Source organism: Burkholderia sola (assembly GCF_905400185.1).
Taxonomy (GTDB): Bacteria; Pseudomonadota; Gammaproteobacteria; order Burkholderiales; family Burkholderiaceae; genus Burkholderia; species Burkholderia sola.
Map to the genome: position 1 here is coordinate 401,030 of NZ_FR989675.1, position 22,474 is coordinate 423,503.

18 protein-coding genes, 1 tRNA gene and 1 pseudogene are annotated in these 22,474 nt (G+C 61.7%); 15 read left to right on the forward strand and 5 right to left on the reverse strand.

The genetic code is table 11. The features are described 5' to 3' along the window. Positions 1–5: 5 nt before the first annotated feature. The 4 genes from KR541_RS01905 (at position 6) to KR541_RS01920 (ending at position 2,155) form a co-directional block, all read left to right on the forward strand. Entirely contained in the window at positions 6–764 is a 759-nt protein-coding gene (locus KR541_RS01905; protein ID WP_050013114.1) for a cytochrome c1, read from the forward strand. A gap of 94 nt (positions 765–858) precedes the next feature. Next, positions 859–1,470: a glutathione S-transferase N-terminal domain-containing protein gene (locus KR541_RS01910; protein ID WP_006400565.1), complete on the forward strand. Its 612-nt coding sequence runs from the start codon at positions 859–861 to the stop codon at positions 1,468–1,470. 69 nt (positions 1,471–1,539) lie between these two features. After that, positions 1,540–2,061 (forward strand): ClpXP protease specificity-enhancing factor, encoded by a 522-nt coding sequence (locus tag KR541_RS01915; protein WP_050013113.1) that lies wholly within the window; start codon positions 1,540–1,542, stop codon positions 2,059–2,061. 18 nt (positions 2,062–2,079) lie between these two features. Continuing rightward, positions 2,080–2,155 (forward strand) — tRNA-Thr (locus tag KR541_RS01920). On the opposite strand, the gene KR541_RS01925 is transcribed toward KR541_RS01920, so the two are convergent. Further along, positions 2,121–2,453, reverse strand: coding sequence for a hypothetical protein (locus KR541_RS01925; protein ID WP_124594052.1), 333 nt, complete (start codon positions 2,451–2,453; stop codon positions 2,121–2,123). The genes KR541_RS01920 and KR541_RS01925 overlap by 35 nt on opposite strands. Before the next feature lie 25 nt (positions 2,454–2,478). Between KR541_RS01925 and KR541_RS01930 the strand changes: the two genes are divergently transcribed. Continuing rightward, positions 2,479–2,682 carry a hypothetical protein gene (locus KR541_RS01930; RefSeq protein ID WP_050013112.1) on the forward strand — a complete coding sequence of 68 codons (204 nt, stop codon included), beginning with the start codon at positions 2,479–2,481 and terminating at the stop codon, positions 2,680–2,682. Between the two features lie 102 nt (positions 2,683–2,784). On the opposite strand, the gene KR541_RS01935 is transcribed toward KR541_RS01930, so the two are convergent. Then, positions 2,785–3,585: a cystine ABC transporter substrate-binding protein gene (locus KR541_RS01935; protein ID WP_050013111.1), complete on the reverse strand. Its 801-nt coding sequence runs from the start codon at positions 3,583–3,585 to the stop codon at positions 2,785–2,787. Between the two features lie 366 nt (positions 3,586–3,951). On the opposite strand from KR541_RS01935, the gene KR541_RS01940 reads away from it, so the two are divergent. From KR541_RS01940 to KR541_RS01970, 7 genes and pseudogenes are all read left to right on the forward strand, one after another. Beyond that, positions 3,952–7,131, forward strand: coding sequence for a type VI secretion system Vgr family protein (locus KR541_RS01940; RefSeq protein WP_216089325.1), 3,180 nt, complete (start codon positions 3,952–3,954; stop codon positions 7,129–7,131). A gap of 52 nt (positions 7,132–7,183) precedes the next feature. Then, positions 7,184–11,764, forward strand: a complete 4,581-nt coding sequence (locus tag KR541_RS01945) for an RHS repeat-associated core domain-containing protein (RefSeq protein WP_080334216.1) — start codon at positions 7,184–7,186, stop codon at positions 11,762–11,764. 2 nt (positions 11,765–11,766) lie between these two features. Further along, on the forward strand, positions 11,767–12,096 hold the full coding sequence (locus KR541_RS01950) for a hypothetical protein (protein ID WP_050013109.1): 330 nt from the start codon (positions 11,767–11,769) through the stop codon (positions 12,094–12,096). 444 nt (positions 12,097–12,540) lie between these two features. Continuing rightward, positions 12,541–13,182: an SMI1/KNR4 family protein gene (locus KR541_RS01955; protein WP_143328866.1), complete on the forward strand. Its 642-nt coding sequence runs from the start codon at positions 12,541–12,543 to the stop codon at positions 13,180–13,182. A 111-nt stretch (positions 13,183–13,293) separates the two neighbouring features. Beyond that, a pseudogene (locus KR541_RS01960) lies at positions 13,294–15,084 on the forward strand (RHS repeat-associated core domain-containing protein); the annotation flags it as partial. A gap of 12 nt (positions 15,085–15,096) precedes the next feature. Beyond that, positions 15,097–15,747 (forward strand): hypothetical protein, encoded by a 651-nt coding sequence (locus KR541_RS01965; protein WP_216089326.1) that lies wholly within the window; start codon positions 15,097–15,099, stop codon positions 15,745–15,747. A gap of 360 nt (positions 15,748–16,107) precedes the next feature. Further along, the gene (locus KR541_RS01970; RefSeq protein ID WP_050013106.1) at positions 16,108–16,425 is read left to right on the forward strand and encodes a DUF7716 domain-containing protein; all 318 of its coding nucleotides are present in this window, start codon (positions 16,108–16,110) and stop codon (positions 16,423–16,425) included. A 125-nt stretch (positions 16,426–16,550) separates the two neighbouring features. Here KR541_RS01970 and icmH read toward each other — a convergent pair whose 3' ends face one another. The 3 genes from icmH to tssJ form a co-directional block, all read right to left on the reverse strand. Further along, positions 16,551–17,333 carry a type IVB secretion system protein IcmH/DotU gene (icmH, locus tag KR541_RS01975; RefSeq protein ID WP_050013105.1) on the reverse strand — a complete coding sequence of 261 codons (783 nt, stop codon included), beginning with the start codon at positions 17,331–17,333 and terminating at the stop codon, positions 16,551–16,553. After that, the gene (tssK, locus tag KR541_RS01980; protein ID WP_006477098.1) at positions 17,330–18,676 is read right to left on the reverse strand and encodes a type VI secretion system baseplate subunit TssK; all 1,347 of its coding nucleotides are present in this window, start codon (positions 18,674–18,676) and stop codon (positions 17,330–17,332) included. The genes icmH and tssK overlap by 4 nt, the downstream gene beginning before the upstream one ends. 102 nt (positions 18,677–18,778) lie before the next feature. Next, a complete protein-coding gene (gene tssJ, locus KR541_RS01985) occupies positions 18,779–19,390 on the reverse strand; it encodes a type VI secretion system lipoprotein TssJ (RefSeq protein ID WP_050013104.1) in 612 nt (203 codons plus the stop codon). Positions 19,391–19,763: 373 nt separating this feature from the next. Here tssJ and KR541_RS01990 point away from each other — a divergent pair, with 373 nt between their 5' ends. Genes KR541_RS01990 through tssC form a run of 3 tightly spaced genes read left to right on the forward strand, consistent with a single transcriptional unit; the run spans position 19,764 to position 22,473 of the window. Then, entirely contained in the window at positions 19,764–20,405 is a 642-nt protein-coding gene (locus tag KR541_RS01990; protein ID WP_050013103.1) for a tetratricopeptide repeat protein, read from the forward strand. Between the two features lie 46 nt (positions 20,406–20,451). Further along, a complete protein-coding gene (tssB, locus tag KR541_RS01995) occupies positions 20,452–20,967 on the forward strand; it encodes a type VI secretion system contractile sheath small subunit (RefSeq protein ID WP_006484395.1) in 516 nt (171 codons plus the stop codon). Between the two features lie 15 nt (positions 20,968–20,982). Further along, on the forward strand, positions 20,983–22,473 hold the full coding sequence (tssC, locus tag KR541_RS02000) for a type VI secretion system contractile sheath large subunit (protein WP_006477094.1): 1,491 nt from the start codon (positions 20,983–20,985) through the stop codon (positions 22,471–22,473). Position 22,474: the final 1 nt, after the last annotated feature.

A 22,474-nucleotide genomic window follows, 5' to 3' on the forward strand; every position in this document is an offset into this window, starting at 1 on the left:
ACGACATGAAGAAACTGCTTTCGACACTCGCGCTGATCGGGGCCACCGCCTGTGCGCTGCTGGCGGCACCGGCCGTGCGGGCGGAAGGTAATTTTCCGCTCGACCGGGCGCCCGATAACACGGAAAATCTCGTTTCGCTTCAGCACGGCGCGCAATTGTTTGTAAACTATTGCCTGAACTGCCACAGCGCGAACCTGATGCGCTACAACCGTCTGACGGATCTGGGCATATCCCAGAAGGAGATCGAAACGAATCTCCTGTTCACGACCGACAAGGTCGGGAACACGATGTCCGTGGCGATGCGGTCCGACGACGCGAAGAACTGGCTCGGCACCACGCCGCCCGACCTGTCGGTCGAGGAGCGTGCGCGCGGCCGCGACTGGCTGTACACGTATCTGCGGAGCTTCTACCGCGACGATACGCGGCCGACCGGCTGGAACAACGCGGTGTTCGAGAACGTCGGCATGCCCCATGTGTTGTGGCAGCTGCAGGGGCAGCGCGTTGCCAAATTCGAAGACAAGACGGACGAGGAGACGGGCGAGAAGGCCCACGTGCTCGTCGGCTTCCAGCAGGTCACGCCGGGCACGCTGTCGTCGCCCGACTACGATGCTGCGGTGGCCGACCTGGTGGCCTATATGACATGGATGTCCGAGCCGGCCCAGCAGACCCGCAAGCGCCTCGGCGTGTGGGTGCTGATCTTTCTCGGTGTCCTGACTTTCCTGGCCTGGCGGCTCAATGCCGCGTACTGGAAAGATATCAAGTAAACACGCCTGACCGGCGTGGGGCCGGCGCAAGGCGGAACCCGTGAAAGGGGTTTCGCCGCGTGCCGGCCCTCGGCTTTTTTGAGGAAACGCAAATATGATGGTTCTGTATTCCGGCACAACTTGCCCGTTCTCCCAGCGTTGCCGGCTGGTGCTGTTCGAGAAGGGCATGGACTTCGAAATCCGCGACGTCGACCTGTTCAACAAGCCGGAAGACATTTCGGTGATGAACCCGTACGGTCAGGTGCCGATCCTGGTCGAGCGCGACCTGATCCTGTACGAATCGAACATCATCAACGAGTACATCGACGAGCGCTTCCCGCATCCGCAACTGATGCCGGCCGACCCGGTGCAGCGCGCCCGCGCGCGCCTGTTCCTGCTCAACTTCGAGAAGGAACTGTTCGTCCACGTCAGCACGCTCGAGAACGAGAAGGGCAAGGCGGCGGAGAAGAATCACGAGAAGGCACGCCTCGCGATCCGTGATCGCCTGACGCAGCTCGCGCCGATCTTCGTGAAGAACAAGTACATGCTCGGCGAAGAGTTCTCGATGCTCGACGTCGCGATCGCACCGCTGCTGTGGCGCCTGGATCACTACGGCATCGAGCTGTCGAAGAACGCCGCGCCGCTGATGAAGTACGCCGAACGGATCTTCAGCCGTCCGGCCTACATCGAAGCACTGACGCCGTCCGAAAAGGTCATGCGTCGTTAATGTTGCAATGAAGGCATGACGGAGCGGGCGGCGGCGTGCCGCGCGCCCGCTCCGGGTTCGAGGATTGTGATGCAAGAGATTTCAACGAAGCCTTATCTGCTGCGCGCGTTGTACGAGTGGTGCACCGATAACGGTTACACGCCGCATATCGCGGTGAGGGTCGACAACTCGACGCGCGTGCCGCGTCAGTTCGTGCGTGACGGCGAGATCGTGCTCAACATCAGCTTCGAGGCGACGAGCCAGTTGCAGATGGGCAACGAGTGGATCGAGTTTACGGCCCGGTTCTCCGGGAAGGCGCACAAGATCGAGATTCCGGTGGCCAACGTGCTCGCGATCTACGCGCGAGAGAACGGGCAGGGCATGGCGTTTCAGGTCGATGCGGTCGCAGGCGAGGGTGCGGATTCGGGTGCGTTCGACGATGACGCCGCGCTGGCCGATGACGCGCAGCGCGACGAGTCCGTACCGCCGTTGGCGCCCGTCGCCGACAGCGGGGCGAACGAGGAGCCGTCCGAAGGCGTCGACGAACCGCCGAAAACCGACGGCGACGGCTCGAAAGGCGGTAGCAGACCTCGCCTCAAGATCGTGAAATGAGGTAGAATCTCGCGCTACGCCGGCTTAGCTCATCTGGTAGAGCAGTTGATTTGTAATCATCAGGTGGCGGGTTCGAGTCCTGCAGCCGGCACCAAATCCGAAAAGGGGTTACGGAGTTTTCCGTAACCCCTTTTTCGTTCATGGGGCTGCGCGCCGTGATGTCGCGAGCGCTGTCGTTCTCCCCTTTTTCTTGTCACGCCCGCGTCACGCCGCATCTCTAATGTTGCACGTTCCCGCCGCGGCAGCATTGTCGCGATCGGGGTGTGCGTGATCGCATCCGACGCCGTGCCCGCGTCGCGCAGGATCACCCGGGATCTCGCTCCCGGCAGCGCATCGGCTTCGGCCTCCCATCCATTCCATTCGAAAACGTGATCGACGCCGATCGAATGCATCGCGGACGATCAGGAGACATGGACCATGTTGAGTCCGCATGAATTCTCTATGCTGCTGCGCATTGCGCGCGCGCCCGACAGTGTCGACCTCGCGAACCCGGCGTTCGCCGTGCTCGTCGAAAAGCAGCTGGTCGACGACACGCAGGTACGCGTAGACGAGATAGCGGCGCGCCCGGCGCTGACGCCGATTGGCCAGATGCTGCTTGCCCGCTTCGACGAGGCGGCCTGACGGAAAACGGAAAAGAGGAGGAAGGAGGCAAGACGCTTGCATCTGCGCGTCACGCCTTCGCCGCAGCGAAAAGCGTGACGCATTGAGCGCGCGCCGAACCGCTTACTGCGCGACCGGCACCGTCACGTCGCTGCCGAACCAGTGCGTCGAGATCTTCTTCAGCGTGCCGTCCTTGCGCAGCGACTCGAGCGCATCGTTGATCGCCTTCTCGAACTTCGGGTTGCCCTTGCGGAACGGGATCGCCATCTCCTGCTTGCCGCCGTTCAGCACCGCCCCCGAGCGCAGCGGCAGGTTCGACGTCTTGATCATGTACGGCAGCATCAGCCGATCGTCGAGCGTCGCCTCGATCCGACCCGCGGCGAGGTCGCGCAGCTTCTCCGGCGCGCCCGGATACGTCTGCACCTCGATGCCCGGCACGCTGCGCGCCATCTGGTCGTAGTTGGTGCCGAGCGTCACGCCGAGCTTCTTGCCCTTGAAATCCTCGAGCGACTTGAAGTTGCGCGTGTCGTCCTTGCGCTGGATCAGTTGCGCGGCCGAGTACGTGTACGGCTCGCTGAAGTCGAGCGCCTCCTTGCGCTGCGGCGTGATCGTGACCTGGTTGACGATCACGTCGAACTTGCCGGCCTGCAGCCCCGCGATGATGCCGCTCCATTCCGTCGGGACGAACTGTGTCTTCACGCCGAGCTTGCCGGCGACCGCGTTCGCGACGTCGACGTCGAAGCCCTCGAGCTGGCCGGACGTGCCGCGCGAGTTGAACGGCGGATACGTGCCTTCGAGGCCGACCCGCAGCACGCCGGCTTTCTTCACGGAATCGAGCAGGTCGTCCGCGTGCGCGGCGACGGCCGTGAAGCCGAGGGCCGACGCGAGCAGCAGGCCCGACAGCAGGAACTTCGAACGTTTCATCGCAGATCTCCAGTGGTCAGCAGGGTGTTGTGGTGAGTGCCGGGCACCGGGCGCTGACCGGCCTCGGTGGGCCGCAATACGGGCACGTAGACACTACTCGCAACCGCGCCGCACCGGAAGTCGAATTGGCCCTGATTGCACTCGATTTCAGCGGATTGAAGGCGGCAATGCAGTGTGACGGCAACCGCTGTGCACGGCGCCTGCCTGTTCGAGCGTTCGCCGCGGGCATTCGGAATCCGCTTAAAAATAGTCTTTTAAATCAGGTCATTTTTCCGATTCGGGCCGTAATTTGTCTGTAAAATCGCGCGAGCGAAATCGCTCAGCGCGCCATCCGAGGGCGCGTCAAAAGAAGAAAAGGCCGTTGCCATGAACATGCAGAACACTGTTGCCGCATTGCGCGGCGGGTTGCTTCAGCAGGACCGGCTGCTGAAGCTCGACACCCCGTTGGGGGCGAACGTGCTGACCGTGCAGCGGGCGGTCGGCCGCTCACGCATCGGGCGCGCGTACGAATTCACGCTGGACGTGCTGTCGACCGACAGCGATCTGGAGCTTAAAAAGCTGATCGCGCAGCCAGTCACGTTGTGGATCCAGCAGGGCGATCGCAGCTACCGGCCGGTGAATGGCTATGTGCACACCGCGCGTCGTCTGGGCGCCGACGGCGGGCTCACGACCTATCAGCTCACGTTCGCCGATTTCACCCATTTCCTGAAGTTCCGTCGCGACCAGCGGATCTGGAACGATACGACCGTCGACCAGATCATCAGCGACGTGCTGGACCAGCATCCGCAGGCGAAGGGCCATTTTCGCTTTGCGCTGTCGAAGCCGTTGCCGAACCGTTCGTACACGCGCCAGCACGACACCGACTGGCATTTCGTACATCGGCTGATGGAGAGCGAAGGCCTTTACACCATCTGGCAGCAGGCCGACGACGGCAAGTCGCATACGCTCGTGATCACCGACAACCTGCAGGCGTTTGCGCCGCTGTCGCCGCAGGCCGTGCGCTTCTATCACGGCGGCGCGGCGAGCGAAGCCGACGCGCTCACGCAATGGTCGGGCACGCGCACGCTGCAGAGCGTGGCCCGATCGACACGCACGTTCGACTACAAGAATCCGTCGCAACCGTCGAACCCGAAGGGCACGACGCTGCCGACGATGGCTGGCCAGGGTGAATTGCCCGACCAGCTCGAAGTCTACGAATACACCGGTGCGTACACCTATCTGGACCAGACGCGCGGCGACCATCTGACGAAGATCCGGATGGAGCAGTGGGAGTCGGAGGCGAAGCGCTTTCACGGCGCGGGCGGCGTGCGTGCGATCGATGCCGGCCGGCGCTTCACGCTGGCGGACCATCCCGAACACGATCGCGATCCGGCCGATCAGCGCGAATTCGCGACGATCGGCGTCGAATGGTGGATCGAGAACAACCTGCCCGTTGCCAACAGCAGTGCGGACTTCCCGTACAGCCTGCGCGATGCGCTGACGCAGGCGCAGGACGGCTATGGCGCCGACCCCGCGTTTCGCGTGCAGCACGACGACGGCTCGGTCGGCTTCTATCTCGTCGAGGTCGAAGCGCAGCGCGTCAGCGTGCCGTATCGCAGCCCGTTCGAACACGAGAAGCCGAAGATGCATCTCGAGACGGCGATCGTCGTCGGGCCGCAGGGCGAGGAAGTCTATACCGACGAGTTGAACCGGATCCGCGTGCAGTTCGTGTGGGATCGCCTGAACCCGGGTAACGAAAACGCGTCGTGCTGGGTGCGCGTCGTGCAGTCGGACACGGGTGGCGGCTACGGCGGCGTGCACGTGCCGCGCATCGGCGAGGAAGTGCTGATCGACTATGTCGGCGGCGATTGCGACCGACCGCTGGCCGTCGGGCGCGTGTACAACGGCGCGAACCAGCCGCAGTGGCATAGCGACGGGATTCTGTCAGGGTATCGGTCGAAGGAGTATTCGGGCGGCGGCTACAACCAGCTCGTGATGGACGACGCGACGGGGCAGAACCGCGTGCAGCTGATGAGCAGCAGCGCGAACAGCCTGCTGCATCTCGGCTACATCATCGACCAGAGCGGCAATTCGCGCGGGTCGTATCTCGGCAGCGGGTTCGACTTGCGCTCGGATGCGTACGGCGCGGTGCGGGCGAGCCAGGGCCTGTACGTCACGACCCATCCGAAGGCGGCGAACAGCCAGCCGCTCGACGTGAAGGAAGCGCAGCAGCAGCTCGTGACGGGCGAGAGCCTGATCGAAGCGATGTCGGGCGTGAGCGAGCAGCATCAGGCGGAAAGCCTGAAGGAAGCGCACGACACGATGCGTGCGTTCACCGACGCGACGCAGGACAGTGCGTCGGGTAACGCGTCCGGCGGACGTACGGCGGGCGGCGGCACCGGCAGCGCGAACGCATTCAAGGAACCGGTGATGCTGTTCGGCAGCCCGTCGGGGATCGGGATGTCGACGCAGCAGTCGGTGCACGTGGTCGCGAACGATCACGTGAACGTCGCGAGCGGGCAAAGCGTGCATGTCGCGGCGGGCAAGTCGCTGATCGGCAGCATCGGGCAGAAGCTGAGCCTGTTCGTGCAGAACGCGGGGATGAAGCTGTTCGCGGGCAAGGGCAAGGTCGAGATCCAGGCGCAGTCGGACAACGTCGAGGTGACCGCGCAGAAGGCGGTAAAGGTTGTGTCCGCAACCGACCGGATCGAGATCGCGGCCGATCAGGGCATTTTGCTGACGAGCGGCGGCGGGTATATCCGCATCAAGGACGGCAACATCGAGATTCATGCGCCGGGCGCCATCGATGTGAAGGGGGCGTCGCATACGTTCGCGGGTCCGGCGAGCATGGGGTATCCGTTGCCGAGCCCGCGGCCGGATCAGCCGGGGCAGCTCGAACTGTTTCACAAGTACGTGAACGGCGAGGCGGTGAAAGGCGGACTGTTCACGGTGAAGGACGTGAACGGCGCCGTGCTGAAGAAAGGCGCACTCGACAACAGCGGTCATACGGTTGTGAGCGGGTTGCCACCCGGCGCGGTGCGCGTCGAATTCGGGAAGGACCCACGCGAGTCGGATCAGCCGGCGAACTATTTCAAGCAGGCGAAGTGGCCGGCGGAGCCCGTGCAACCGTCGGCGGAAGCCGCGCAGGCCGCGGCGAGCGGACAGCTCGCGAGCCAGTTGCAGGGGATGGCGCCGGCCGCGACGACGGCGGCGATGGGGCTGGTGAGCGGCGGCAGCGCGGGCGCGGCCCTCGGCGGGCTCGCGAGCTCGGCATTGCCGGCTGCGGCGACCGCGTTGGGCGGAGCCGGCGTTGCGTCGGCGTTGCAGACGGCCTCGACCCTGAGCGGTGCGGCGAAGCAGGTGGCCGGGATGGTTCAGGCCGCCCGTCAGGGCGGGCTTGCCGCGCTTGCCGCGCCGGCTGCGAATGCCGCGTCGGGCGCGTTGCAGAGCGCATTGCCGGGCGTCGCCGGCATCGCGGGCAAGGGCGCCACGACCGTGGCGTCGGCCGCGGGCGCGACAGGTATGAAGCTGCCGACGAGCGGGTTTGGCGGACCGCTGAAATCCTGAGAGGGCGGCTTGTCGGCCGTCTTTAAAAAATACGAATTGAACGAAGAACGACATGGCACAACAACTTCCACCGGGCGCGGAGAAGGAACAGGCTGTTACGTGGCTCAGCGATGTTTCCGCCAAGGACGTCGCGGCGGTCGGCAACCGCTTCGACGCATGGTTGCGCCGTATCAGCGGCAATCACATCACGTTCGAGGACGTGAAGACGTTTGCCGGCGCCGTACCGATCGTCGGCAACATCATGGCGATGGTCGACGCGCTGGGTGATATTGCCGAAATCGTCGAGAAGCGCGGTGGCCAGGTGCTCGACTACATGAGCCTTGCGATCAACCTGCTCGGCATCATTCCGATTCCGCCGACACTCGCGCCGTTCCGGATGTCCGCGCGCCCGCTGCTCGCGCTCGTCCGTCACGAATTGCTGGCGACCCGCAACAATCTCGGCGCGGCGATCATCTCCGTGCTGGTCACGCATATCAATGCGACCTGCGCGACCGAGATCGAGGATTTTCTGAACAAGCTGAAGGCTGGCCTCGTCGAACTGCTCGACGGATGCGCGTCGAAAGCCGAGGAGCTCATGATCGCGCTGGCGACCGGCATGGACAAAGCGCTGCACGGACAGCTCTTCGATGCCAACGCCAATCTGAAACGCCAGCAACAGCTTGCGCAGAAGATGGCGGACAACCGGCCGTGGTACAGCCCGAGCCGGGTCGGTGACGGCATCCAGTTCGCGTACGAGGGGACCAAGGCGCTGGGGAAGAAGGTTGTCAACAAGGCGGCGGGCACGGCGGCGAAACTTGCGCCGGATGCGTGGCTCGAGCCGTTTCGCAGCACGGTGACCTTCCTTCGGACCGAGGCGCCGAAGATCGCGAAGTCGATCCGTTCGCTCGCCGGCAGCGAGGAAGGCAAGATGATGTGGCTGGTCGTGCAGCTGATCGAGGCGGTCGGGCGGGTGAAGGCACGTGCGAAGCTTCATGAGCAGACTGCGGACGTCAAGGCGAGCGGGAAAAGCCAGGCGAAGAAGACGCGCGGGCAGGAGGGGCTCGAGAAAACGGAGGGGCAAGCGCCGGCCGAAGGGCCGGGGAAGAGCACGTGCAAGGCGTGTGGGGTCGGGGCATCGCCGGCATCGATCGACTTCGCTTTCGGTGACGAAACGTTCTCCCACGTGGATTTCGACCTGCCGGGCGCCATGCCGCTCGTTTGGGAGCGTACGTATCGCTCCCGGCTGTCGGCCTATGACAACGGAGAGCTGGGCGCGCGGTGGATTACGCCGTACACGACGCGAATCGACATCAAGAACGGTCAGTGGATCTATCGCGATGTGGAAGGGCGCAGCATCGAGTATCCGGCACTGGCGGCCGGCGCGGCGCACGATGATCTGTCCGAGAATCTGACGCTGTCGCGGCTCGACGATACGTGGGTGACGATCGCATACGGCCATGACGCGCTGCATGTATACGAGCGCCGTGGCGACGCGTTCCGGCTCGCGATGCAGAAGGACCGTGCCGGCAACACGATCACGCTCGACTACGATGCGCTTGATCGCGTTGCACGCGTGATCGATGCGAGCGGCAATGTGCTCGCGTTCGAGCACGACCGGCATGGCCGGATCGTACAGATCGAGCATGTGCTCAAGGACGGTGCGCGTCGCACGCTGGCTCGCTACGAATACGATGCGAACGGCGATCTCGTGCGCGCGGTCGATCGTCATGGCAACGCGCGGACGTATCAATATCACCGCCACCTGGTGACGCGCTATACCGATCGCACGGGCCGCGGGATGACGCTCGAATGGGATGGCGCGGATGCTGAAGACAACGCAGACGCGAAATGTATTCGCGAATACGCCGACGACGGGAGTCTCGATCTTCGGCTCGCATGGAATCCGAACATCCGCCTGACCTACGTGACCGATGCCCTCGGTCAGACGACGCGGTACTACTTCAACATCCACGGCTACGTGTACCGGATCGTGTATCCGGACGGTAACCAGGAGTGGTTCCGGCGCGATGCCCACCACAATCTGGTATTGCATATCCGGCAGGATGGCAGCATCGAGCGGCGCGAATACGACGCGCGCGGCAATCTGGTCCAGCACGAACGGGCGGACGGCAGCGTTGTCGAGATGGCGTATGACGACAAGGATCAGATGATCCGGCTCGTCGATCCGAACGGGCATGTGTGGCAGCGCAAATATGACGATGCCGGAAACCTCGTCGAGGAAATCGATCCGCTCGAGCATTCGACGAAGTACGAATACAACGACAAGGGTTTGCCGACGCAGATCATCGACGCAAAGGGCGGCTCGAAGACGATCGAGTACAACAATGCCGGGCAGATGACGAGCTATACGGACTGCTCCGGAAAGAAGACGGAGTGGCGCTACGACGACATCGGGCGTGTGATCGAGACAAAGGACGCGGCCGGCGGTGTGGCTGCCTATCGGTACGGACCGAACGGGCAGCCGACTGAAGTTCGCTCGCCTGCCGGCGTCGAGCAGCTCCAATACGATGCTGAAGGCCGCTTGCTCCGGCATACGGACCAGCTCAATCGTTCGACGCGATATGGCTACGATGCGGTCGGTCGCATTGCGAGTCGCGCCGATGCGCTCGGGCAGACGGTCGCGTATCGCTATGACCGTCTCGGGCGCTTGACCGCGTTGACCGATGCGAACTTTTCGACGTATCAGTTTCACTACGATCCTGCGGGGCGGTTGATCGAGGAAATCGGCTTTGACGGCAAGTCGACGCGCTATCAGTACGATCCGGACAGCGGCAGTCTTATTTCGATCGATGAAGCGGGTTGCGTGACGTCGGTCGACATCGATGTAAGCGGCCGACTGCTGAAGCGCGTCGCGGGGGAAAGCGAGGAACGGTTTGCCTACGATCCGAGCGGCAGGTTGATCGACGCGGTGAATCGGTACAGCCGCGTGCAGTTCTTCTTCGATCCAGTTGGTAATCTCGTGCGTGAACATCACGCCTACGATCTGTTCGGCGACCGGCGCAGCTACGTGTGGCATCACGAATACGACGAACTCGGCAATCGGCGGCGGACCGTTCGGCCGGACGGGCATGTGGTCGACTGGTTGATGTATGGCTCGGGACATGTGCACGGAATGTTGCTCGATGGCGAGGAGCGCGTGCAGTTCGAGCGTGACGATCTTCATCGCGAGACGGTGCGTGTGCTGTCGAGCAAGGTCGGGCAGCGCACGCACTACGATCCGGCCGGACGCGTGCTGCAGCAGACGATCCAACGGTCGACGTCACCCGCGCCGCTTGCCGAGCGGCGGTATCGCTATGACGCGGTGGGGCAGTTGTCGCGGATCGAGGACAGCCGCAAGGGCGGGACCGACTATCGATACGATCCGGTCGGACGGTTGATCGAAGCGATCAGTCCCATCGCGAAGGAACGGTTTGCATTCGATCCGGCGAGCAACATCATCGATCCGGTGCGGACCGCGGAGACGCCGGCATCGCGTCCGAGCCCGGTGCGGCCGGAAAGTACGTTGCCGGTCGAGGTGCCGAAGGTGCTCGGTAACCTGCTGAAGGCGTATGCAGGGATGCACTTCGAGTACGACGCACGCGGGAATCTGGTGCGCAAGCGTACGCCGGCGGGTGAGCAGGAATACGAGTGGGATGAGTTCAATCGCATGCTGTCTGCGCGCGTTGCCGAGACGTCGCGGCAGAGTCAGGTGCGGTATTTCTATGACGCATTCGGTCGGCGTATTGCGAAGGAGGTGAACGGCGAGCGGACGGTGTTCGGGTGGGATGGTGACACGCTGGCGTACGAGAGTGATGGCGAGCGCGGCACGCACTATCTCTACGAGCCGGGGACGTTCGTGCCGCTGGCGCAGTATGTGGCGGAGCGGGTCGAGGGGATCGCGACGCCGGAGTGGAAGAGTACCGACCGCTATGTGCCGGAGGAGGATCCGCTGCAGAAGGTGCCGGAGCGGCGGGGCAATGCGGCGGTGTTCTATTACCACTGCGATCAGATCGGTACGCCGCAGATGCTGACGGACGACGACGGCGACGTTGTGTGGGAAGCATCGTACAAGGCTTGGGGCGAAGCGCGGGAGGTGATTGAGCGGGCGTCGAAGGCGGCGGGGATTGTGGCGAGGAATCCGCTGCGGTTTCAGGGGCAACAGTTCGATGATGAGACAGGGCTCGCGTACAACCGGCATCGGTACTACGATCCGAGTTCGGGGCGTTTCGTATCGAACGATCCAATCGGTCTAGCCGGTGGCATCAACGTCTTCCAGTACGCGCCGAATCCAATCACTTGGATTGATCCACTTGGGTTGACTGGCACGTTCCCCTCGAATCCAGATGATATGACCAAAGTCCTGGGTGTCGATCCTAAGATTGGCGCGACGCCGGATGGAACGCCTCGATATACGTGGTTCCCGAACAGCAACACACGTATTCGCTATGAAAGCCATCCAGAAGGGTTGTGTCCATGTTCGCGGGGCTTCAATCCACGTCATCATGGCGCGCATTACCATGTTGAAACGAAGCCAGATGGTCTAAGCTGGGGCCAAGCCGCGCGTCGCGGGGCTATAAGCAAATCAAAACCGGATGGTTATACGCCAGGAAGTGGCACTGGCTTTACTCCGGGAGAAAATTTTCCGGGAGGGTAAAAGTGAAAGGTAGCGAAATTCTTGTCGCGGATGGTCAGATCGAAGCATTCTCTTACCAGGGGAACAGCCTGGCCGTCTCAGTTAAAACTGACCACGGAGCCTTTGATGTGATCTTCCATAGGGTCCTTGGGATGAAGGCATTTTCGCCGGAGGAGCAGGATTTGTCTCATTTGGCGGAAAGTTCCGCGAGTTCATTTCTCTCGGAAGTATGCATCGCGGTGGAGGAGCCGGTTGGTGGGTTCAGGGAGTTCAGCTTTATTTCCGCCTGGACCGACGAACCATTATTAACGGTCATTGCCGACGACGTTCAGGTTCGCAAAATGATGCTGTAGTAAGGGATTGTCTATGCTGCAACCGTCCTCTGCCGCCGCCGTGCGGAGTGGATTATAGCGAGAATGCGGGCGGAGGCGAAATTCAGCATCCGGTAGCCCAAGATATTTACGGCGCTGTTCCTGAGGATCCGCGTTCTCCATTTGCTCATGGTTGTTGTGGGGAACTCGATTCGCTTAGTTAAATTGCTGCAGGCAATAATGTCAAGTCAATTGATGCGTTGAAAGATATTGCTCAAGACGCAACATCAACAACTATTTGAAAGGATGGGATCATTTGAAGTTCTGTCCCTTTTGTGCTCAAGTGATGCGGAAATTGGGAGTGTGTGACGAAGTGAAGGAATGAGTGATCATTGGGGGTGAATGAGATTGAGTCGCTTGAGGCGAATGGACTAGAAAATAATGTTTCATTCGATAAAATCAAGAATCATTACGCAAAGTTTATGCTTGATCTCATTCGCTGCTCTTGCGATCTGTGTGGTAAGCCTCGTCGGTAAAGTCGGAGAGATATTCGTCGAGGCACTGCATCCGTATGGCAATCAAAAGAATCCGGATTTTCCCATTGATCGTGATGCCTTTGATATTGATCGAAAACAATACTGGCAAGATCGAGTGGCAGAGGCGAACGTCTCAAAAAATGGGGGGATGCGATCTGTGATTCCATCAACAGTCGAGCGGTATCTGGCTGGATCTACTGGCGACATCGCTAGGAGTGATCCGAGAACAGCCATGAGGACACTTCAGGACCTCGGCGTTGCTTCAGATACTGATTTTGGACAGTTCTATCTCAAGTATCAGGGGAGCTTTATAAGCCCGCGACCTGTTGCGGAGTTGCTTGATGTCGAGGGGCCATCTATTCCCGCAATCCCGGATCAAACGGAATATGTTAGGAATCTGTACGGTATTCCAGAAGAGTATTTGGCTTTAACGTCGGATGAAGGCGAGGGAATGTACCTGTACGGCAAGGACGATGGTGCCGTCTACGACCTTGATATTTCCGTGCTAAATGATTTTATAAAAGGGAAGATCCCGGCCCGCTGGGCTACATTTAACGATTTCTTGATTTGGTATTTTGAATTGTCGGTGTAGGAAAAAGGGTCGCGCGAGCGGCCCTTGGCGTTATTTAGGGGCGAAATTGTTGCCACACGGCTGGTCTCACTTTGATTGATAAGGTCAGCTGAAGCGCATCGCCAGGAACGGTTTGCCTACGATCCGGTCGGCAATCTCGTGCGTGAACATCACGCCTACGATCTGTTCGGCGACCGGCGCAGCCACGTGTGGCATCACGAATACGACGAACTCGGCAATCGGCGGCGCACGGTTCGGCCGGATGGGCACGTGGTCGACTGGTTGATGTATGGGTCGGGGCATGTGCACGGAATGTTGCTCGATGGCGAGGAGCGCGTGCAGTTCGAGCGTGACGATCTTCATCGCGAGACGGTGCGCGTGCTGTCGAGCAAGGTCGGGCAGCGCACGCACTACGATCCGGCCGGACGCGTGCTGCAGCAGACGATCCAGCGGTCGACGTCACCCGCGCCGCTTGCCGAGCGGCGGTATCGCTATGACGCGATGGGGCAGTTGTCGCGAATCGAGGACAGCCGCAAGGGCGGGACCGACTATCGATACGATCCGGTCGGACGGTTGATCGAAGCGATCAGTCCCATCGCGAAGGAACGGTTTGCATTCGATCCGGCGAGCAACATCATCGATCCGGTGCGGACCGCGGAGACGCCGGCATCGCGTCCGAGCCCGGTGCGGCCGGAAAGTACGTTGCCGGTCGAGGTGCCGAAGGTGCTCGGTAACCTGCTGAAGGCGTATGCAGGGATGCACTTCGAGTACGACGCACGTGGGAATCTGGTGCGCAAGCGTACGCCGGCGGGTGAGCAGGAATACGAGTGGGATGAGTTCAATCGCATGCTGTCTGCGCGCGTTGCCGAGACGTCGCGGCAGAGTCAGGCACGGTATTTCTATGACGCGTTCGGTCGGCGTATTGCGAAGGAGGTGAACGGCGAGCGGACGGTGTTCGGGTGGGATGGTGACACGCTGGCGTACGAGAGTGATGGCGAGCGCGGCACGCATTATCTTTACGAGCCTGGGACGTTCGTGCCGCTGGCGCAGTATGTGGCGGGGCCGGTTGAGGGGATCGCGACGCCGGTATGGACGAGTACCGACCGCTATGTGCCGGAGGAGGATCCGCTGCAGAAGGTGCCGGAGCGGCGGGGCGATGCGGCGGTGTTCTATTACCACTGCGATCAGATTGGTACGCCGCAGCTTCTAACGGACGATGATGGCGATGTGGTTTGGGAAGCGTCGTACAAGGCTTGGGGCGAAGCGCGGGAAGTGATTGCGCGGGCGTCGAAGGCGGCGGGGATTGTGGCGAAGAACTCGCTACGGTTTCAGGGGCAGCAGGTTGATGCGGAAACGGGGCTGCATTACAACCGGCATCGGTACTATGATCCTGCGTTCGGACGGTTTACGTCGGCGGATCCAATTGGGCTAACGGGTGGCTCAAACGGATATGAATATTCAGCCAATCCGGTCGACAGCATAGACCCTCGCGGTCTAACAGCAGACCGACTTGGGCGAAACCTCGCTCGAGCAGGTAGACCTCTTCAACCAGGCCAAACGCCACACCACATCGTTCAGGAGAATTGCCGCAAGAGCTTGCCAAATAGCCACGTGCAAAAGTCACGCGAAATTTTGGAGCGGAGTGATATTGATATCGACTCAGCTTCGAATGGCGCTCGTTTGTGGGGTACTGGTAACGCTCAAGTACAGGTGCCGGGGCACCCAGGACGAGTTGCTGCGCGGGCTGACGGTACTTACCACGCTGGCGCTCACGTCCACGGCACCGATAATGATAAGTTGATATATCAAGTGCTTAAGGGTGTGGAGAAGAGGGGGGGCAATGTTGAAAATGCTCTCCGTGATATTGGACAACGAATGGAAAACGGCAGTTGGAAAGGCACGTTCAGTTGCTGTTGTGATTAGGAGGGTGACGAAATGCTATTGGAAGAGCCAATTGTCGAGAATATGCTGGCTACGCTTCGGCAGGAGTTTGAGTCGTTCGACACGACGAACCTCTACAATCGATATCGTGAGATCAGAGATTCGGTAGACGATTGGAGGTTTTCGTCGGGCGATTATTTTTCGTGTCTTCCATATGAAGAGCTGCGACAGGGCTTCTCCGCGCCGAAGTTGCTTAAGAAACGCTATGAAAGCGTTGACGAAGCACGCTGGCTTGGGAAATACAGTGCGGGCTTCCGGGCTGGAAAGCATGTTGTGACAGTCATGCCAGGTCAAAAGACCGTGCGAGCGCTTAGTGCAGATTTGTACCGCGAAGACGATGGTGTAATCGATGTATGTAGCATCACGTACAAGGGAATTGACCATCCCGAGAAGGTGACGTCTCGTGTGATCGGTATTGCGCGGATGAAACCGCTCGATGAGTCGAACAAGGTGTACGTTGCTGTCGGCGAGAGCGGGGCATTCGCGGTTTATCGTTACACATACTCTGCTGACGGAAAGCCGCTGACTGCGCTGGCGTTTTCGAAAGGATGGACGCGCGAATCTCAGTGGGACTTCCATTACGACTCGTCCGGCGAGTTGGATCAAATTACAGCAGGGCCGGCGACACTTTGGACACGCGCGTAGCGGCGCTTGTCGAGAGCGCAATTTGCATCTTTCTTTCCTCGTGTGCGTCTTTCGCGATCCACCTCCCTCCGCATGGCGGGAGGGCTGGCATCGCTCACGCTCGTCGTACCCATGACCGCCAGGCTGGATCGCCTCGGATAACGGTAACGGGGATCATTGCGCGGGAGGCAACCGTCGAGCCCTTAGCGATGCGCATCGAAGATGCTCGACCGACAGCGACCACCGACCCGGCTTCGCGTATCCGAAATGGGCATAATCGCGGCTCCCCTGACGCGAGCGCTACGACGACGCAGGCACCTTCGGAGCCTGTGACATCACAGCTCCTGTATTGACTTCAGTCCAGTTATAACCGCAATACCCATGTCGACAACCTCCGCGACGACCGCGTCGCTGAAACACATTCTCGAACACCCCGGTGACTTTTCCGGGTGGCTCTGTCTGCCGCCGATGCCATGGACGCTCGCTACAGAAGGCGTGTTCATCGAAGACGCGGAACATGCCGAAACCGCCACACCACCCACAACCGTAGCGCAGCCCGACTGGTGCGTCACACTACCGAGCGCGACGATCGAAGACATCGTGATCAACGCACATGACCAGGTCGACGAACCCAGCGTCGCGCAATTGCTCGACGCATTCGTGTTCTACGTCGACAACGAAGAATTCATTCTGCTCTGACGACGCACACCACGCGTCACAGTAAAAAAGGACTGCCAAGCGGTAATGCCGTTCAGTTCTTAACTGAACGGCATTACCGTACGCGATCCTTTTTCCATGAAGCGGCGTCGAAAAACACGCGCTTGTTACGGCAACGAAATCGTCAAATTAGCCGACTCCGGCCCCACCTTGATGACTTGCGAATAAGGCGCCAACGCCTGCAGCGTCTTGTCCTTGAGATAAGTATTGAGCCCGAGATACCCAAGCAGCGCCACAAGCGCGAACACCGCCCCAATCGCCCAAACCGGCACCTCCCGCTTCAACCGATGCGCGATCTGATCCGGCAGCGGCCAATGCGGAGCAAACGCAGCGCGCTTGCCCTTCATATGCGCGATCTCGTCGCCTAGCCGTGCGGTGAGATAAGCGAGCTTTTCCGGCCCCTCGAGCAGATACTTGCCTTGGAACCCGAGCAGCAGGCACATGTGAAACACCTCGAGCGACTGCAACCGCGCCGCGCCCTGCGCACGACATTCCTCGAGATACTGGAAGAACTTTTCCCCCGCGAGCTGCTCGCCGAACAGCACGAGCTGCAGCGGCCGGCGTTCCCAGTCCGCGCGGATCTTGAACTGCGACGACAGCACCATCTCGTCGATCGCCGCGCAGAACGCGAACTTCGCGCCGTACACGTCCTCGGCGGCGATATTCAGCTTCTTCGCGCCGCGCTCGAAATCCGACAGGAATTCCTGGATTCGCGTGCTGAACTCGCTGGCGCTGTCCGGCTCCCGCTTGTTCTTGAGCAGGAACAGCATGAAGAACCCGTCGTACAGCAGATCGAGCAGCGAACGGGCCTGGAACGCGGAGTCCGTCGACGCCGGGCTATGCAGGGGCGGCGGCACGTTGTCGCCGAACAGGGAAGGCGCGTAGCTCATGATGTGACCGCGATCAGTTCGAATTTCAGGTCATTGATGCCAGTCGGCGCATAGATCATCGCGGACTGGGCCTGCAGCATGCGCTCGTACAGCGGGCTGCGCGAATCGAGCGCGAAGTAGCACGCGCCGGGGCGCACCGGAATCGCGGGCGGCACCTGCGGCGTGTACGACAGCCGCACGCCCGGCATCGCCGACAGCACGAGCTTGTCGACGTCGTCGGGCGCGCCGACCTTGAAGCGGGCCGGCACCGCGTCGACGAGCTCGACGCTCGGCATGTCCGCGGACACCGCGAGGTAGAACTCTGTCTTGTCGTCGATCTTGCCGGAATCGAGGCGGCCGAGGTGGAACGACGGGCGCACCTCGTCGAGCGTGATCGCGAAATAGCGCGTCGAGATCACGGTGTCGAGCAGTTCGCGCAGCATCAGGTCGAGACGCGCGAAGCTCGGGCCCGGATCGTCATGGCGATACACGGGCAAGTCGGCGAGCGTATAGCCTTTCGAGAACGTCATCAGCTGGCCCGCGAGGCGCAGCAGTTCCTGGAACAGCCGTTCCGGATGCAGCGCCGCGTGCTGGTGCAGGTGCGCGAGCGTCGCGAATGCGGCGTTCGCCGTGTGCAGCAGCCAGAACGACGCGATGTCGCCCGAGCGGAATTCGATGATGTTCTTCGACGGCTCGCGGTGGAAGCCGTACAGCGCGTTCACCTTCGCCTGCAGCGCGTCGACCAGCTGGCGCAGCCGCTGATGCAGGATCGGCGACGCTTCGATCGCGAGGCACGGCGGCACGAAGCTGTCGTCGATCTCGAAGCCGGACGTCGCGGTGCGGCGCACGCGCACGAGCGGCACCGACAGCAACTGGTCGCGCGGCTCGCTGTGCGCGATCAGCTTGACCTGCGTCTTCAGGAACGTGATGTCGGCTTCCGCGGCGTCGGTGAAGTTGTCGGCGACGCTCGTCTGCTCGCTGACGAACCGCGTCATGAAGCCGGCGGCCGGATCGTCGCTGTAGTTGGTGCCGTTCTCGCGCAGCGGATGCAATGCGAGATAGAACACGAATTCGTTGATGCCGTCGGGCAACGTGTCCAGCGCGATCGGCGGCGGCAGGTCGTCGGCCTGCGGCGCGGCATACAGCGCGCCGTCCGGGAACACGAGCGCGAGTTCGGCTACCCGCAGCACGTTGCTGCCGAGCGCGTCGCGATCGATGCGCACCGAGCGCACGCCCCAGTTGTACGGCTGGATCGCCTGGATGGACTCGAACAGGCGCGCCTCGTGGTACGCGTCCTGCCGTTGAAAGTGTTGAGGCCGGAGGAACAGTCCTTCCCCCCACAGCACCTTGGCCGAATAACTCATGTCAAATCCGGTTAATGTGGCGTTGCGACGTAATCGATTTGTTCGTGCCCGAATTAAATCGCCAATTGTTAACTCTTGTTAATTGACATTCGTGCGTCATGTTTAACCGCAGGACACCGAAGACAGCATATTCAGCGGTTGCGAAGGCGCACCCTGTTGCGGTGCGATGACCGTGCCGTCGGTGACCGTCATCGCGCAATTATGCAGGCCGATGATTATGCCGGATTTCTCCGACTTCGCCGGATCGAACGTCAGTTTCCATCGTTGCAGTGCGGGATCGCGGAACAGCGCGACGATACCGAATGCCTGCGCCTCGCGCGATACCTTCTCGGTCGCCGTATAGCGCTGGCCCGGAATCAGCGTGATTTCGCGCACGTTCAGCAGATCGGCGCCGAGTGCGGCTTTTTCCTTGGTCGGATCGGTAAAGGCGTCGAACGGCGCCTGCTGGAACGAGGTCGGGTCCTTCAGCGCATAGAGCCGGACGACGAGCGCGAGCGGCTTGCGGTCGGTCGCGGCATTCAGGTTCGGCGCGGCGGCCAGCGTGAGCCCGATGTTGCGCGGCGGCTTCTGCGCGTCGGGCACCTCGGGCTTGCCGATGCCGGCCGCGGACATCACGGCGCTCGCGGCCGAGCCGAGCAGCGGGGCGGCCGCGCATCCGGCCAGGAGGGCGCACGCAAGCAGCGGCAGCGCGTAGCGAATCATGGACGATCTCATCGTTTTTCCGGCGTGCCGCCTTTATCCCTGTCAAAACTGCCGGGCATTGCCGCGTGCGCTGCGTATCCCCGACGTTGCATCGTTCAACTATTAAGCACGCCCGCGTCGTGGCAAGCGCCCGGAAATTTTTTCCGCCGCCCCGGCGGCGCGTCGTGCGATCAGTAAAACTTGCGCGCTCCAGCCCGAGGAAAAACCGCTGCGGGCCCGCAGCGAGAGGCCATTCGAGGGGGTAGCGCCCGGTTTTAAAAGGAATTACTCTTCACACGACGATTGAATTATGAAAAATTGATCGGTACTATACCCGCGCGCTTCTTGCAAAGCAAAAGAACCAGATTCTCAACGATTTAAAACTCACGCGCCGGTGGATATAACGATGAAAGACCGTCTGTTCGCAAAACTGTCTGGGGTGGTGGTGGCTTGCGGCGTGATCGCCGGCTGTGCGAGCCAGCCGTCCGCGCCGCCGACTGCGGAAGTGTTCAACAAGTCGCTGGCCGATGCAGACGCCGTCGCGAAGGCGGGGGATCAGGACAAGGCGCTGGGCCTGTACCAGCAGCTCGCGAAGTCGGATCCGACGCGCGAGGAGCCGTGGTCGCGCATCGCGCAAATCCAGTTCGCACAAAACCATTACGGGCAGGCGATCGTCGCCGCCCAGGAAGCGCTGCAGCGCGACGCGACCGATCGTCAGGCGAAGAGCGTGCTGGCCGTCGCCGGCCTGCGGATCGCGACGCAGTCGCTCGGCGAGCTGCGCCAGGATGCGTCGCTCGCGGGCGACGCGAAGTCCGACGCGCAGGCGCTCGCGAAGCAGCTGCGCGACACGCTCGGCGAGTCGGCGCTGTTCCCGCCGGAGCAGCGGGCGCAGTCGAAGAAGTACGGCGGCCGCCGTGCGGTTCATCGTGCGAAGGCGGGGGCCGCACCGGCCACGGACACGGCCGCGAGCGCCGCCCCGACGCCGACCCCGACGCCGCCCGCCGCGCAAAAGGGCAGCGCGGATCCGTTCGGCGCACTGCGCAACTGAAACCGCAACTGACGCGATAACCACAACTAACCTGGGAGCCGTCGAGATGGCCAAGAAAGAAAGCATTCAGAAAAGCTTGCAGAAAATACGGCCGCCGCGCGTCCAGCTGACCTACGAGGTCGAGAAGGGCGATGCGATCGAGGTGAAGGAACTGCCGTTCGTCGTCGGGGTCGTCGGCGATCTGGCGGGCCAGTCCGAAATCGAGCAGCCGAAGCTGCGCGACCGCAAGTTCGTCAACATCGACCGCGACAATTTCGACGACGTGATGAAGGCGATCGAGCCGCGTGCCGCGTTCCAGGTGGAAAACCGCCTGAGCCCGGAAGGCGGCAAGTTCGCGGTCGACCTGAAGTTCCGCTCGCTGTCGGATTTCAGCCCGGACGAAGTCGTCGAACAGGTCGAGCCGCTGCGCCGCCTGCTCGAGGCGCGCTCGAAGCTCGCCGACCTGCGCAACAAGCTCGCCGGCAACGACAAGCTCGAGGATCTGCTGTCCGAGGTGCTGAAGAACACGCAGCAGCTGCAGGAGCTCGCGAAGGGCACCGGCGGCGACAAAGACGGCGAATGACGACGGAGTGTTGAGATGAACCAGCAAACGGCTGCGGCCCAAGCGAGCGGCGCGGAATACGCCGCCGGGACTTCGCTGCTCGACGACATCGTCGAGAAGAGCAAGGTCGCGAAATCCGATTCCGAGCATGCGCGTGCGAAGGACCTGATCGGCGAACTCGTGCACCAGGTGCTCGACGGCACGGTGATCGTGTCGGACAACCTGTCGGCCACGATCGACGCGCGCGTCGCGGAACTCGACCGCCTGATTTCCACGCAGCTTTCCGCCGTGATGCACGCGCCGGAATTCCAGCGCCTCGAAAGCACGTGGCGCGGAATGGATTATCTGGTCAAGGAAAGCAACACGGGCCAGACGATCAAGATCAAGGCGCTGCACGCGCCGAAGCGCGACCTCGTGCGCGACTTCAAGGGCGCGAGCGAGTTCGATCAGAGCGCGCTGTTCAAGAAAGTCTACGAAGAGGAATTCGGCACGTTCGGCGGCTCGCCGTTCGGTGCGCTGATCGGCGATTACGAGATCTCGCGTCAGCCCGAAGACATGTACTTCATCGAGCAGATGTCGCACGTCGCCGCGGCCGCGCATGCGCCGTTCATCGCGTCGGCGTCGCCGGAGCTGCTCGGCCTCGAGTCGTTCTCCGACCTCGGCAAGCCGCGCGACCTCGGCAAGGTGTTCGACACCGTCGAATACGCGAAGTGGAAGTCGTTCCGCGACGCGGAGGATTCGCGCTACGTCGGCCTGACGCTGCCGCGCTTCCTCGGCCGCCTGCCGTTCAATCCGAAGGACGGCCAGACCGCGGAGAACTTCAACTTCGTCGAGGACGTCGACGGCACCGATCACGACAAGTACCTGTGGTGCAACGCGGCATGGGCCTTCGCGGCCCGCCTGACGGCCGCGTTCGACGACTTCGGCTGGTGCGCGGCGATCCGCGGCGTCGAAGGCGGCGGCCTCGTCGAGGATTTGCCGACCCACACGTTCAAGACCGACGACGGTGAAGTCGCGCTGAAGTGCCCGACCGAAATCGCGATCACCGATCGCCGCGAGAAGGAGCTGAGCGACCTCGGCTTCATCCCGCTCGTCCATTGCAAGAACTCAGATTACGCCGCGTTCTTCGCTGCGCAGTCGGTGCAGAAGCCGAAGAAATACAGCACCGACAGCGCGAATGCGAACGCCGTCCTGTCCGCCCAGCTTCAGTACATCTTCTCGGTATCGCGCGTCGCGCACTACCTGAAGGCGATGATGCGGGACAAGATCGGCAGCTTCGCATCGGCGCAGAACGTGGAGACTTTCCTCAACCGGTGGATTTCGCAATACGTCCTGCTCGACGACAACGCCTCGCAGGAACAGAAAGCGCAATTTCCGCTGCGCGAGGCATCCATACAAGTGTCGGAGATTCCGGGCAAGCCGGGCTCGTATCGTTCGGTCGCGTTCCTGCGCCCGCACTTTCAGCTCGACGAACTCTCGATTTCTCTGCGACTTGTCGCTGATCTGCCCAAACCGGCAAATTCATAAG